We start from the raw sequence: 14,572 nt of genomic DNA, 5'->3' as shown, positions 1-14,572 counted from the left end.
TTATTGGAGGCATTGATCAGAACGGGTATTCGTTATAGCCCATCTGCTCTGAAATTTTGCGCGCTGCGGTATGCAGAATTGCCACATACTCATGAAGACGCTCTTCGGAGAAACGCAGCGTAGGGAAAGAGATGCTCAGTCCCGCAATGACAACGCCGAAGCGGTCAAACACCGGCACACCGATGCAGCGCAACCCTTCTTCCTGCTCTTCGTTATCTTCCCCATAACCCTGCTCACGCACTTTATCCAGCACGCTCAGCAGTTCATCCGTACTGGTAATCGTGCGATCGGTGCTGCGTTTGTATTCCACACCGTCAAGGATTTGCTTAACCTCTTCACGATCGCGCCAGGCCAGCAGGACTTTACCAATTGCGGTACTGTACAGCGGGTTACGACGACCGATGCGTGAATACATGCGCAGGTTGTACATGGAGTCAATTTTGTGGATGTAAACGATGCTGTCTTCATCCAGTGCGCCGAGGTGAATTGTCTCTTTCGTCAACCGCGAAAGTTCACGCATCTGAATGTCAGCGCTGCGGATCAGATCCACGTTCTGCAAGGCGCGGGCGCCCAATTCAAACAATTTCAGGGTCAGAGAATATTTTTCTGATTCTCCTTCCTGCGCGACATAACCCAATGATTTCATCGTCTGCAAAAAGCGATAAACGGTGCTTTTCGACATCATCACACGCTGCGACAACTCTGTAATACCAATTTCACGCTCTTCTCCGAGCGCCTGCAAGATGCCAAACACCTTCAGCACGGAAGAAACAGAATCTGGCTGCTTATCCAAATCTGCGATTGCCATTTATCACCTCATGGAGAGTGTTTTATAAAAATCAGAACCGGTTTTTATTATAAATTCGTGTGATGCGCGCTGCAATCTATCTGGGTTTACTTCGTTACAAATCTGCGACATAAAACCGAAATAACGATGCTAAAATAGTTACTCTGAAAATAATTTCACACTGAGTCATTCTTTTCCCATGCAAAAAAACGTTTCTGATGGCCTGCCCTTACCACAGCGGTACGGGGCAATTGCCACTATTGTCATCGGCATTTCGATGGCTGTCCTTGACGGTGCGATTGCCAATGTGGCTCTTCCTACCATTGCCAAAGACCTTAATGCTTCTCCGGCAAGCTCCATCTGGATTGTGAACGCGTACCAGATAGCGATTGTGATTTCCCTTTTGTCACTCTCTTTCCTGGGCGATATGTTTGGTTATCGCCGGGTTTATCAGTGCGGGCTGGTGGTCTTTACTCTCACCTCGCTCTTCTGTGCCCTTTCCGATTCACTGCACACCCTTACGCTTGCGCGTATCGCACAGGGTTTTGGCGGTGCGGCGCTAATGAGCGTGAACACGGCCCTGATACGGCTTATCTATCCTCATCGCCATCTGGGGCGCGGCATGGGCATTAACTCCTTTATTGTGGCCGTGTCGTCCGCCGCCGGGCCGACGATCGCCGCCGCCATTCTGTCCGTAGCCTCGTGGCAGTGGCTGTTTGCCATTAACGTGCCGCTGGGCATTGTGGCGATCTTCTTCGCCCTGCGCTATCTTCCGGAAAATGGTCCGAAAAACACCATGCCACGTTTTGACCTGCCCAGCGCTGTGATGAACGCGCTGACCTTTGGCCTGCTGATTACTGCGCTGAGCGGATTTGCGCAGGGACAGTCTTTGTCGCTCATTGCCGCAGAAATCGTTGCCCTGCTTATCATCGGCTTTTTCTTTGTACGACGCCAGCTGGCGCTGCCCGTGCCGTTACTGCCGGTCGATTTGCTGCGTATTCCGCTGTTTTCGCTATCAATTTGTACCTCCATTTGCTCGTTCTGCGCCCAGATGCTGGCGCTGGTTGCGCTGCCATTCTTTTTGCAGAGCGTGCTTGGCCGTTCGGAAGTGGAAACAGGCTTGTTGCTCACACCCTGGCCTTTGGCAACCATGGTGATGGCCCCGCTGGCCGGGTACCTTATTGAGCGCGTTCATGCCGGACTGCTGGGGGCTATCGGGCTGATCGTCATGGCAGCAGGACTGTTTGCGCTGTCGCTCCTGCCCTCCTCGCCGGGGGATCTGGATATTATCTGGCGCATGATCCTGTGCGGGGCAGGTTTTGGTCTGTTCCAGTCACCTAACAACCACACAATTATCACCTCTGCCCCACGTCATCGCAGCGGTGGTGCCAGCGGGATGCTGGGTACGGCAAGACTGTTAGGGCAAAGCACCGGGGCCGCAATGGTGGCGTTGATGTTTAACCTTGCCGGGCAAAATGCGACACACGTTGCGCTGATTACCGCAGGGACACTGGCGACCCTCGCGGCTATCATTAGCGGCCTTCGTGTGACCCAGCCAAAGGCGCAGGCATAAAAAAACCGGGCGGAGATTGTCTCCTGCCCGGTTTTTTTCATCCGGCGGGTATTACTTCAGGTACTCGCCGCTTCGCAGCGCTTCAATACGTTTATCCAGCGGCGGGTGTGACATAAACAGCTCGCTCAGCGACTTTGATTTACCATTGATGCAGAAGGCCATCATGCTGTTTGCTTCCTGCGGCTCGTAGCTGGTTTTCAGACGTTGCAGCGCAGCAATCATCTTCTCACGACCCACCAGTTTCGCAGAACCGGCATCCGCGTGGAACTCACGATGACGGGAGAACCACATGGTAATGATGCTTGCCAGGATACCGAACACCAGCTCCAGCACCATTGAAACAGCAAAATAGATCAGCGGGTTACCGTTGCTCTCTTCACCCTCATCACGGTTGCCACCCATAAATCCGGCAGCAATCTGCGCCAGAATACGGGAAATAAAGATAACGAAGGTGTTCACCACGCCCTGGATCAAGGTCATGGTGACCATATCGCCGTTAGCGATGTGGCTGATCTCGTGAGCAATAACCGCTTCCGCTTCGTCACGGCTCATGTTTTGCAGCAGACCGGTACTGACGGCCACCAGGGACGCGTCACGACGCGCACCGGTAGCAAACGCGTTGATATCCGGCGCGTGGTAGATCGCCACCTGCGGCATGGCTATGCCCGCCTGCTTTGACTGCTGAGCAACCGTGCTCATCAACCACTGTTCCATATCGTTACGCGGCTGCTCAATAACTTCACCGCCTACGGATTTCAGTGCCATCCACTTCGACATCAGCAGTGAAATGAAAGAGCCGCCGAAACCAAACAGCAGCGCCATAATCAACAGACCCTGAACGCTGCTCGACTGAATTCCCGTCAGGCTTAGCACCAGCCCGAATACCACCATCACCGCCAGGTTGGTGAGCAGGAAGAGCGCGATTCGCATCATAATATTCTTTTAACCTCAGTTTAACAAAACGCACTATGCGATTACCCACATCGTATGGGTATTGCGGCTATTTTCAAGCATCCAGACGGCGTAAGTCACCAGAAAGACACAACTTTACACAATTGGAAATCTGCCTGACGGAAGGATGAGGAACAAAAAGAAACAGGCACAATTTCTTGTGCCTGTTGGGGGATTATTTTGTCGGAGCAGGTTGTACGGCAGGTTTCTCTTTTTCCAGCTTCGCGAGATCAAGCGCGATATGCACCGTCTCGTCCAGATACGGATCGGGCTCCTGGTAATCCTTAGGCAGATCGTCCAGTTTTTTGAGCAGAGGCTTGCCTTCACGTTTGAAGCGATCGTTGATACGCGCCAGACGTGTCGCGTCATCTTCATTGTTCTCTTTCTCACGCTGGGCGTAGTTCAGAGAGACAATGTTCCGTTTCGCTTTCAGAGCGTTGAAACGCGCGATGTCCTTCATGATGTACTGGAATTCCGGATCCTTCCCGATGCGGTCGTTGTGATTTTTCAGCAGTTCCGGACCGAACTGTTTCATATCACCCGATTTCACGAATGTCGCGGCATCAATGCTATCCCACGGCAGCGCGTTATCTTCAAACTTCTCGCCCGTTTCCGTCTCTTCGGTACCTGTCGGCATCATGATGTCCGGCGTCACGCCTTTGCGCTGCGTACTGCCGCCGTTAACACGGTAAAACTTCTGAATGGTGTACTGTACTGAGCCCAGCGCCGGCCATTCAGGGCGCAGCATCTGGTCGTAAATACGGTTCAGAGAGCGGTACTGCTGAACGGTGCCCTTGCCAAACGTCGGTTCGCCGACGATTAACGCCCGGCCGTAATCCTGCATGGCAGCAGCGAAGATTTCCGATGCAGAGGCGCTGAAGCGATCGACCAGCACCACCAGCGGCCCCTTATAGTAGACCACGCCATCGGTATCGGCATCTTCACGCACTTTACCGTTGTTATCGCGCACCTGAACCACCGGGCCAGACGGGATAAACAGCCCTGAGAGCGAGACGGCCTCGGTCAATGCCCCGCCGCCGTTGCTGCGCAGGTCGATGATCACACTGCTGACATTCTGCTTTTCAAGCTTCTGGAGCTGCACTTTTACATCATCGGTCAGGCCAACGTAGAAGCCAGGGATATCCAGAACGCCAACCTTCTCTTTACCCACGGTTTTCACCGACATTTTCACCGCGCGATCTTCCAGACGGATACGCTCACGGGTCAGAGTAACGATACGGGTTTTGGTCCCCTTTCCGGCTGGCAGGATCTCCAGGCGAACTTTGCTGCCCTTCGGCCCTTTGATCAACGCAACTACGTCATCAAGTCGCCAGCCAATCACGTCCACCATGCTCTTTCCGGTTTGACCTACACCGACAATACGGTCGCCTACGCTGATCGCTTTGCTTTTCGACGCAGGGCCACCGGCCACCATGGAGTTGATAACGGTGTAGTCATCATCCATCTGAAGCACAGCACCGATACCTTCCAGAGACAGGCTCATTTCGGTATTGAACTGTTCGGTGTTACGTGGAGAGAGATAATTAGTGTGCGGATCAATTTCGTGCGCAAACGCGGTCATCGCCAGCGAGAAAACATCTTCACTGTTGGTCTGCGCCAGACGACGAATTGCGAATTTGTAGCGACGGTTTAACGTCTCACGGATCTCTTTCTCGTCTTTGCCTGTGAGCTTGAGGCTCAGTTCGTCATATTTGACTTTTCCGTCCCACAGCGCATTCAGTTCAGCCTCATCTTTCGGCCATGGCGCTTTGCTGCGGTCTAGATTAAAGGTGTCGTTGCCGGTGAAGTCCATCGGACGTTCCAGCACTTTCAACGCGTATTGATAACGCTCAAAACGGCGCTTTTGCGATAAGTTGTAAAGATCGTAGAAAAGATCCAGCTTTCCGGAGCGCAGCTCATCACCCACTTCGGATTTGCGTTTAGCGAACTGTTCGACATCGCTGGCCAGCAGTACGTTATGGCTGTAATCCAGCAAGTTCAGATAACGGTCAAAGATTTTGGCCGAAAAGGCCTGATCGAGATCGAACTGACGATAGTGCGAACGAGTAAAGCGCGACGTCACGCGCTCACTCACCGTCGCGTGCTGAGTTTCTTCCTTAAGAACCGGAATTTGATCAACACGCGTAATATCGTCCACAGCGAAAGCGTGGCCTGTTATAGCAAACAGGCCAGCCAGCGCGGTGAGCTTAAAAAAAGTGTTCATGCCAGGCTCGGCCTCCGTTTCAGAACAACAAGTGTTCTGCGCGTACAATCATTGACATACCAGAAGTCAGCTGTACACGAACGCCATCTTTGGTGATTTCCAGTACGGTGGCATCCATCGCATTGTTACCCGCTTTAACCTTCAGAGACTGACCTACGCTCAGGGCGTTGATGTCCGAAACTGGGGTGTGGCGCGGCTCTTCGCGCGGCGCACGTGGGGCTTTAGCTGCTGGTTTGTCAGCACGCGGTTTGCGATCGTTATTTTCAGTACGACGCGGTGCCGGACGCGGTTTACGCTCGCGACGAGGGGCGTCTTCCTGACCGTTTGCCGCTGCGGCTTCGCGTTTTTTGGCCTGCTGTTCAGCACGCTGTGCCTGAACGCGAGCTTTGGCTTCTTCAAGCTGCTTACGCGCATGTTCTACGTGCTGCTCGTCCAGCTCACCACACGGGTTGCCGTCAAGGTCGACACGGGTCGCACCCGGCTTGATACCGTACAGGTAACGCCAGCTCGAGGTATAAAGGCGCAAGGCAGAACGAAGCTGCGTTTTGCTGAGGTTCATCTCCCCCTCAACGCGCGCGACCAGATCCTGAAAGATACCGACTTTCAGAGGACGCGCTTCACCTTCAGCGCTGAAGCACTGCGGGAAACGCTCGGCCAGAAATGCGATAACTTCTTTACTGCTATTCAACTTAGGTTGATTTTCCATGAAATTTCCTGATTACAACGGACGTTGCCAACAAGCGCAGGCATGAACAGGCGACATTATAATGACGCTATCAGTAAATGCTACGTTATCCGTTGATTATCCTGCGACGCTCGCAAAGAATTTATGATAATCGGTCTCTGCCAGAACATTTTCCAGGTTTGCGGCCAACGCGCGCAGCCCCTGCTCATCCTCGGCAGTAAAGCGGCTGAAGACCGTGCTGTCGATATCCAGAACGCCAATAATCTGATTTTTAACCACCAGCGGCAGTACGATTTCAGAATTGCTGCTGGCATCGCAGGCAATGTGGCCGTCAAACGCATGTACATCTTCGACACGCTGAACCTGACGGGTCGCCACTGCGGTACCGCACACGCCGCGCCCTACCGGAATGCGTACGCAGGCGAGTTTCCCCTGGAAAGGCCCCAGCACCAGCGTGTCGCCTTCCAGCAGATAAAAGCCCGCCCAGTTCACGTCAGAAAGGCGTTCGAACAGTAACGCACTGGTATTTGCCAGAGTGGCTAAGAAACTGGTTTCCCCTGCCATTAATGCCTTAAAATCGCGATTCAGATCCGCGTAGAATTCTGTTTTGTTCATTATTCAATCACTTAGTTATCTTACATAATTACCGCATAGCCTATTAAAATAAGCATTAAATGCGCTCATGCTCAAGATGAATCCGTTCATGAGTTATTATAACTTTCAACAATACTTATCTGTGTGCGACTGATGGCCCTAAAAACACCCCAAATTACGCCGACAAGAAAGATCGTTGTCCGTACGGTAAGCCAGGCTCTGCCTCGTGCACATTATCAGCGTTGTCCCCAGTGCGATACGCTTTTTATGTTGCCGAAGATGAAATCGCACCAAAGTGCTTTTTGCCCTTGCTGCGATGCCAAAATTCGCGACGGCCGGGACTGGTCATTGACGCGTCTGGCGGCAATGGCGGTTACCATGCTGCTGCTGATGCCGTTCGCCTGGACCGAGCCGCTGTTAAAGCTCTACCTGCTTGGCGTGCGTATTGACGCTAACGTATTGCAGGGGATCTGGCAGATGACGCGCGAGGGCGATCCGCTCACCGGCGCTATGGTGCTGTTCTGCGTCGTCGGCGCACCGCTGGTGCTGGTCGCGGCAATTGCCTACCTGTGGTTTGGCAACATTCTGGGGATGAACCTGCGCCCTGTCCTGCTCATGCTGGAAAAGCTCAAGGAGTGGGTGATGCTGGACATCTATCTGGTGGGCGTCGGCGTGGCCTCCATTAAGGTGCAGGATTATGCGTTTTTACAACCCGGCATTGGCCTTTTTGCGTTTATTTCACTGGTCCTGCTGAGTATTTTGACCCTGATTCATCTGAATGTTGAACAGCTTTGGGAGCGATTTTACCCTCAGCGTCCCGCGACCCGGCCTGATGAAAACCTGCGCGTCTGCCTGGGGTGCCATTACACCGGTTTTCCGGATAAACGCGGGAGGTGTCCTCGCTGCCACATTCCGTTAAGATTGCGGCGCAACAACAGCCTGCAAAAATGCTGGGCGGCGCTTATCGCCTCACTGATATTTTTATTCCCGGCCAATATGCTGCCGATCTCCGTAATTTATGTGAACGGCGCCCGACAGGAAGATACTATCCTTTCGGGGATTATCTCTTTGGCGCACAGTAACGTGGGGGTTGCCGCCATTGTGTTCATCGCCAGTATTCTGGTGCCCTTTACCAAAGTGGTGGTGATGTTTACGCTACTTATCAGCATTCACTTTAAATGCGAACAAGGACTACGCACCCGCATCCTGCTTCTGCGATTCGTGACCTGGATTGGTCGCTGGTCGATGTTGGATCTGTTCGTGATTTCGCTGATGATGTCGCTCATCAATCGCGATCAGTTACTTGCTTTTACCATGGGACCCGCAGCTTTTTATTTCGGCTCTGCGGTGATATTGACTATTCTTGCAGTGGAATGGCTGGACAGCCGCTTACTTTGGGACGCACATGAGTCAGGAAACGCCCGCTTCGCCGACTGAAGCGAGAATTAAAACAAAACGCCGCATTTCGCCATTCTGGTTGCTGCCTGTCATCGCGCTGATGATCGCAGGCTGGCTTATCTGGACGAGCTATGAAGATCGCGGAAGTACCATCACGATTGATTTCCAGTCTGCGGACGGCATTGTCGCCGGACGTACCCCCGTTCGCTTCCAGGGGGTGGAAGTGGGTACCGTGCAGGATATTTCCCTCGGCAAAGGGCTGAACAAAATCCAGGTCCGGGCGAGCATTAAGTCTGACATGCAGGATGCCCTGCGCGCCGAAACGCAGTTCTGGCTGGTCACGCCTAAAGCCTCCCTGGCCGGCGTTTCCGGGCTGGATGCGCTTGTGGGCGGTAACTATATCGGCATGATGCCTGGCAAAGGTGAGCCACAGGATCACTTCGTTGCGCTGGATACCCAGCCGAAATATCGGCTGAATAACGGCGATCTGATGATCCACCTCCGCGCGCCGGATTTGGGCTCGCTGAACAGTGGCTCTCTGGTCTATTTCCGCAAAATTCCGGTTGGCCGCGTTTACGACTACGCCATTAACCCGAACAAAGATGGCGTGACCATTGATGTACTGATCGATCGCCGTTTTACCAACCTGGTAAAAAAAGGCAGCCGCTTCTGGAACGTCTCCGGCGTCGATGCTGACCTGAGCTTAAGCGGTGCGAAAGTGAAGCTTGAGAGCCTGGCGGCGCTGGTGAATGGCGCTATCGCCTTCGACTCACCTGCTGACTCCAGCCCTGCCGCCGCAGAGGATACCTTTGGTCTGTACGCCGACCTGGCACACAGCCAGCGCGGTGTCATCGTCAAGTTGACCCTGCCGGATGCCAAAGGCCTGAAAGCCGGTTCGACCCCGCTGATGTACCAGGGTTTAGAGGTCGGGCAACTGACAAAATTAACCCTCAACGCGGGCGGCTCCGTTACCGGCGAAATGACGGTGGATCCGAGCGTTGTGGACCTCCTGCGGGAAAAAACACGCATCGAGCTGCGTAATCCGAAGCTCTCCCTCAGCGACGCTAGCATCAGTTCCCTGCTGACGGGAAGCACCTTTGAGCTGATCCCCGGTGAAGGTGCGCCGAATAAAAACTTTGTCATCGCGCCGGCGGATAAAGCTCTGCTGCAAAAACCGGGCGTGTTGACGGTTAAGCTGAATGCGCCGGAAAGCTATGGTATCGAAGCCGGTCAACCGCTAATCCTGCACGGTGTGCAGGTGGGTCAGGTTCTGGAACGAAAGCTGACGGAAAAAGGGGTCTCCTTCTCCGCCGCCATCGATCCGCAGTACGGCAACCTTGTGCACGGCGACAGTAAATTTGTGGTGAACAGCCGGGTCGACGTGAAGGTGGGTCTGGACGGCGTTGAGTTCCTCGGCGCCAGCGCCAGCGAGTGGGTTAACGGCGGGATCCGCATTCTGCCGGGCAGCAAAGGCGCGCTGCGTGAGAGCTATCCACTGTTCGCCAATCTGGACAAAGCCATTGAAAACAGCCTCGGCGACCTGCCGACCACCACGCTGACCTTAAGCGCTGAAACGCTGCCGGATGTCCAGGCAGGCTCCGTCGTGCTTTATCGTAAGTTTGAGGTCGGAGAAGTGATCACCGTTCGTCCTCGTGCGGACGCGTTTGATATCGAACTGCATATCAAGCCGGAGTATCGCAAGCTGCTCACGCCAAACAGCGTGTTCTGGGCTGAAGGCGGCGCGAAAGTGCAGCTCAACGGCAACGGGCTGACCGTACAGGCGTCTCCCCTCTCCCGTGCCCTGCGCGGTGCGATCAGCTTCGATAACCTGAGCGGCGCGGGCGGCAACATGCGTAAAGGTGACAAGCGGATCCTCTTCCCGTCTGAAACCGCGGCGCGCGCCGTCGGGGGACAGATTACCCTGCACACCTTTGATGCCGGTAAACTGGCAGAAGGCATGCCTATCCGCTATCTCGGAATTGATATCGGGCAGGTTCAGAAGCTGACGCTGATCACCGCGCGCAATGAAGTTCAGGCTACCGCCGTGCTTTATCCGGAATATGTACAGACGTTCGCCCGGGCAGGCTCGCGCTTCTCGGTGGTTACGCCGCAAATTTCTGCCGCAGGGGTTGAGCATCTCGACACCATACTTCAGCCGTACATTAACGTTGAACCGGGTCGGGGCAACGCGCGTCGTGAGTTTGAGTTGCAGGAGGCGACCATCACCGATTCCCGTTATCTGGACGGTCTGAGCATTGTGGTTGAAGTACCGGAAGCCGGTTCGCTGGGCATCGGTACGCCGGTCCTGTTCCGCGGTATTGAAGTGGGGACAGTAACAAGCCTGACGCTGGGTAATCTGTCCGATCGCGTGATGGTCGGCCTGCGCATCAGCCAGCGTTATCAGCATCTGGTTCGCAACAACTCAGTGTTCTGGCTCGCTTCAGGCTACTCGCTGGACTTCGGCCTGACCGGTGGCGTGGTCAAAACGGGGACCTTTAACCAGTTCATTCGCGGCGGCATTGCCTTCGCGACGCCGCCTGGCACGCCTCTGGCGCCTAAGGCGCAGGCAGGAAAACACTTCCTGCTGCTGGAAAGTGAACCGAAAGAGTGGCGCGAATGGGGAACGGCGCTGCCGCGTTAATCTCGCAGGCTCCGGTGTCAACGCGCCGGAGCCTTTATGTTACACTGCGCGCCTGAATGTTTCCCTGTGGTGTGCCCGTGGCTCAAAACTCCGTATTTCTTCCTGAACAATTCCTCGCACAGATGCGCGAGGCGCTTCCTGCTCATCTCTCTTTCGACGATTTCGTCGCCGCCTGCCAGCGCCCTTTGCGTCGAAGTATTCGCGTCAATACGCTGAAAATCAGCGTCGGAGCGTTTCTGGATCTCGTCTCCTCCTACGGCTGGCAGCTGACGCCGGTGCCGTGGTGTGAGGAAGGGTTCTGGATCGAGCGGGATGACGAGGAGAGCCTGCCGCTCGGCAGCACCGCCGAGCACCTGAGCGGGCTGTTTTATATTCAGGAAGCCAGCTCCATGCTGCCGGTTGCCGCGCTGTTTGCCGACGGAAACCAGCCTGAGCGGGTGATGGATGTCGCGGCGGCGCCGGGCTCTAAAACCACGCAAATTGCCGCCCGGATGAACAACCGCGGCGCGATCCTCGCCAACGAATTTTCCGCCAGCCGCGTCAAAGTCCTGCACGCCAATATCAGCCGCTGCGGGATCCACAACGTCGCGTTAACACACTTCGACGGTCGCGTGTTTGGCGCTGCCTTGCCGGAAGCTTTTGATGCCATCCTGCTCGACGCGCCCTGCTCCGGCGAAGGCGTAGTGCGTAAAGATCCTGATGCGTTAAAAAACTGGTCCGTTGAAAGCAACCTGGAGATCGCCGCCACGCAGCGTGAACTGATCGACAGTGCGTTTCATGCCCTGCGCCCCGGTGGAACGCTGGTTTACTCCACCTGCACGCTGAATCGTGATGAAAACGAGGACGTCTGCCTGTGGCTCAGGCAACGCTATGCGGATGCCGTCGAGTTTCTGCCGCTGGACACCCTCTTCGATTCGGCCAGTCACGCGGCCACCCCTGAAGGCTTCCTGCACGTCTTCCCGCAGATTTACGATTGCGAGGGGTTCTTTGTCGCACGACTGCGTAAAACCCGCGCCGTCGATCCGCTGCCTGTCCCTAAGTTTAAGGTCGGCAACTTCCCGTTCGCGCCGGTCAAAGGCCGTGAGGCGGCACAGGCGCAAGCGGCTGCCAGCAAAGTGGGACTGCACTGGGATGAGAGCCTGCGCCTCTGGATGCGTGACAAAGAGCTGTGGCTGTTCCCGGTCAACATCGAACCGCTGATTGGTAAGGTGCGTTTCTCCCGCCTCGGTATTCGCCTGGCGGAGATCCACAACAAAGGCTATCGCTGGCAGCACGAAGCGGTCATTGCGCTGGCAGGCAATGAGAACACCTTCGCCCTGACGCATCATGAAGCGGAAGAGTGGTATCGCGGTCGTGACGTTTACCCGGAAGACGGCCCGTCACAGGATGAAGTCATCGTGACGTATCAGGGCTATCCGCTCGGGCTGGCGAAAAAAGTCGGCTCGCGGCTGAAAAATAGCTATCCGCGTGAACTGGTACGCGATGGTCGCCTGTTTACCGGTAACAGCCGCACTGACTGAAAAAACGCATTTTTTTACTGGCGATTTCTCTCTCCTTGTCTAGGATCAAAAATGGATGACTGCACTGGTCATACCAGATTTTGGGCAACAAACCGGAGAGCATTATGACGAAAACCAGCGTACGCATTGGCGCTTTTGAAATCGACGACGCTGAATTGCGCGGCGAAGCACAAGGCGAACGAACGTTAAGTATTCCCTGCAAATCCGATCCGGATTTGTGCATGCAACTGGACGCCTGGGATGCAGATACCAGCGTCCCGGCGATCCTTGATGGGGAACATTCCGTTCTGTACCGTGAACATTACGACAGTAAAACCGATGCCTGGGTCTTGCGTCTTGCATAACCCAAAGAGAACCCGCCCGAAGGCGGGTTATTTATTACTGAAGCTGCGTCAGCGTCAGAAAGCCCCCGAACACCGCTCCCGTATCAATGTAGTGCAGATTGTTGAAATCGTAGCGCTTGTCCACAGGCGTATGTCCGAACCAGAAGTGATCCGCACCGCTAATGCCCTGCCCTCTACCCACCATAAAGCCCATTAACCGGTCGCGATCCCACAGCACCCGCTGGGCATCTACAGGCTTATGCCAGGCATATTCGGCGGCGGGATAATCCGCATGAGCAATCACGTTCAGACCGTTTTTGCAGGTTATTTCAATAATGTGCGGTAAGTCCCGACACGCGTCGAGTAAATCCTTCGCCTGCTTTTGTTGAGCGACCGTAAGCCCGGTAAACCAGTTACCGCCATTTATCGACCAGAGACTAAAATCATTATTTTCAAGCGCATCTAACGCCATTTGCTCGTGATTACCGCGTACCGCATAAAACCACTTTTCCTGCATCAGCTGTAAACATTTCACGCTGTCGGGACCGCGGTCGATAATATCCCCCACCGAGATAAGCAGATCCGCATCAGGATTAAAATGCCGTCGTTTAAGCTCATCCATAAGCCACTGATAGCAACCATGAATATCGCTGACAACCCAGACATGACGCCAGTGTTCTCCCTCTATTTTCTGATACATAACGCCTCCTGTAAGAAGTATAGCTGCCACAGAAAATGTCATGCGCTGGCGTTGGATATCGCGAATCCAAACAAACCATAAACCAGCCGGAAATAAAGATCGCTGCGCTATTAATCCCTTATTCCCTGGCCTTTAAAATAATGCGGAATAAAAAGAGGGATTTTCACGTGTCAAACATACACCTGCAAAACGATGTTTTTTATCCGCATCGCACAAATATTATTTCTGAACTGGTGAGAGGGAAACGCGTTCCCGGCCCAATCTGGCACAAACGTGATTACCGGTTAAAGTTCCTTCTGCGCTCGCTTTTATTCTGGTCCTCCACCCATCGCATGCTGGAGGCGCTATCCGGGCGCGATGATTTCGACAGGCTGCTCACCTCTCAAATTACCTTGCCGAGCAAAACTCACCGCCAGTATCTGATGCGTGGCCTGAACTCAAACGACCGGGCCGATGCTATCGTCAGCCACTATCAGTGGATTGATAGTCTGACAAATACCGCCCTCGCCCACGCGCTGACTAATCCGCAAGAGGTGCCGGTTGTCCGGTTCGAGGCAAAAAACGGCGAAATCTATACCGTCCACGCCTCGTCCGCAGGTAAGGCTGAACGTGAAGGCGAAAGCACGCTTTGGCTGCATGACAATGACAACACGCTGCTTGCCAGCCTGACGTTCTGTGTCGCACGCAGTAACGGTCGTATGGTGCTGGTGATCGGCGGCCTCCAGGGTCCCCGTCGTCATGTTTCACGGGAGGTGATTAAGCAGGCTACCCGTGCCTGCCATGGGCTTTTCCCGAAACGCGTGCTGATGGAGGTGATCTTCCAGCTTGCCTCACGCTCGAACATCAGCGCGATTTTTGCCGTCAGCGATGAAGGCCATGTTTTCCGCGCGCTGCGCTACCGTCTGAGCAAAGGGCGTCATTTTCACGCCAGCTACGACGAGTTCTGGGAAGGCCTGAACGGAAAGAAACTCTCCGCCTTCTGCTGGCAGTTGCCGCTCCAGATGGAGCGTAAAGCACTGGAGGAGATTGCCAGCAAAAAACGCGCCGAATACCGTCGCCGCTTTGCGTTACTTGATGATATTGCGGCTTCCGTACATGCGCGCATTGATCCCACAGTCATCTCAGGCAAAATACAAACAAAAATTTAACAAAACAGCCAAAAAGGACTGGACTTAC

At 54.4% G+C, this 14,572-nt stretch carries 12 protein-coding genes; 6 read left to right on the top strand and 6 right to left on the bottom strand.

Features of this window, described 5'->3' with window-relative positions:
* Positions 1 to 16: 16 nt before the first annotated feature.
* Positions 17 to 808, bottom strand: a complete 792-nt coding sequence (gene kdgR / locus INF86_RS02895) for a DNA-binding transcriptional regulator KdgR (protein ID WP_022648455.1) — start codon at positions 806 to 808, stop codon at positions 17 to 19.
* 178 nt (positions 809 to 986) lie between these two features.
* On the opposite strand from kdgR, the gene INF86_RS02890 reads away from it, so the two are divergent.
* The gene (locus INF86_RS02890; RefSeq protein ID WP_022648456.1) at positions 987 to 2,360 is read left to right on the top strand and encodes an MFS transporter; all 1,374 of its coding nucleotides are present in this window, start codon (positions 987 to 989) and stop codon (positions 2,358 to 2,360) included.
* A 51-nt stretch (positions 2,361 to 2,411) separates the two neighbouring features.
* Here the strand turns inward: INF86_RS02890 and htpX are convergent, their stop codons facing one another.
* The 4 genes from htpX to INF86_RS02870 form a co-directional block, all read right to left on the bottom strand.
* On the bottom strand, positions 2,412 to 3,293 hold the full coding sequence (gene htpX, locus INF86_RS02885) for a protease HtpX (protein WP_003859899.1): 882 nt from the start codon (positions 3,291 to 3,293) through the stop codon (positions 2,412 to 2,414).
* A gap of 193 nt (positions 3,294 to 3,486) precedes the next feature.
* Entirely contained in the window at positions 3,487 to 5,535 is a 2,049-nt protein-coding gene (prc, locus tag INF86_RS02880) for a carboxy terminal-processing peptidase (RefSeq protein ID WP_003859896.1), read from the bottom strand.
* 19 nt (positions 5,536 to 5,554) lie between these two features.
* Entirely contained in the window at positions 5,555 to 6,241 is a 687-nt protein-coding gene (gene proQ, locus INF86_RS02875; RefSeq protein WP_003859895.1) for an RNA chaperone ProQ, read from the bottom strand.
* Between the two features lie 96 nt (positions 6,242 to 6,337).
* On the bottom strand, positions 6,338 to 6,835 hold the full coding sequence (locus INF86_RS02870; protein WP_006811006.1) for a GAF domain-containing protein: 498 nt from the start codon (positions 6,833 to 6,835) through the stop codon (positions 6,338 to 6,340).
* A gap of 132 nt (positions 6,836 to 6,967) precedes the next feature.
* Here INF86_RS02870 and yebS point away from each other — a divergent pair, with 132 nt between their 5' ends.
* The 4 genes from yebS (at position 6,968) to INF86_RS02850 (ending at position 12,717) form a co-directional block, all read left to right on the top strand.
* Positions 6,968 to 8,251 carry a membrane integrity lipid transport subunit YebS gene (gene yebS, locus INF86_RS02865; RefSeq protein ID WP_022648459.1) on the top strand — a complete coding sequence of 428 codons (1,284 nt, stop codon included), beginning with the start codon at positions 6,968 to 6,970 and terminating at the stop codon, positions 8,249 to 8,251.
* Positions 8,220 to 10,853, top strand: coding sequence for a PqiB family protein (locus tag INF86_RS02860; protein WP_022648460.1), 2,634 nt, complete (start codon positions 8,220 to 8,222; stop codon positions 10,851 to 10,853). The genes yebS and INF86_RS02860 overlap by 32 nt, the downstream gene beginning before the upstream one ends.
* A gap of 71 nt (positions 10,854 to 10,924) precedes the next feature.
* Complete coding sequence (gene rsmF, locus INF86_RS02855) at positions 10,925 to 12,373, top strand: 16S rRNA (cytosine(1407)-C(5))-methyltransferase RsmF (RefSeq protein ID WP_197736826.1); 1,449 nt, start codon at positions 10,925 to 10,927, stop codon at positions 12,371 to 12,373.
* A 104-nt stretch (positions 12,374 to 12,477) separates the two neighbouring features.
* Positions 12,478 to 12,717: a YebV family protein gene (locus INF86_RS02850; RefSeq protein WP_006811010.1), complete on the top strand. Its 240-nt coding sequence runs from the start codon at positions 12,478 to 12,480 to the stop codon at positions 12,715 to 12,717.
* Between the two features lie 34 nt (positions 12,718 to 12,751).
* On the opposite strand, the gene pphA is transcribed toward INF86_RS02850, so the two are convergent.
* Complete coding sequence (gene pphA / locus INF86_RS02845; RefSeq protein ID WP_045308320.1) at positions 12,752 to 13,396, bottom strand: protein-serine/threonine phosphatase; 645 nt, start codon at positions 13,394 to 13,396, stop codon at positions 12,752 to 12,754.
* 167 nt (positions 13,397 to 13,563) lie between these two features.
* Between pphA and INF86_RS02840 the strand changes: the two genes are divergently transcribed.
* Positions 13,564 to 14,544, top strand: a complete 981-nt coding sequence (locus INF86_RS02840; protein ID WP_193543208.1) for a VirK/YbjX family protein — start codon at positions 13,564 to 13,566, stop codon at positions 14,542 to 14,544.
* The last annotated feature ends 28 nt before the right edge of the window (positions 14,545 to 14,572 follow it).

Source organism: Enterobacter cloacae complex sp. I1M (assembly GCF_014982425.1).
Classification (GTDB): Bacteria; Pseudomonadota; Gammaproteobacteria; order Enterobacterales; family Enterobacteriaceae; genus Enterobacter; species Enterobacter intestinihominis.
Note: the sequence above shows the minus strand (reverse complement) of the source record. Positions and strands in the feature narration are given on the sequence as shown.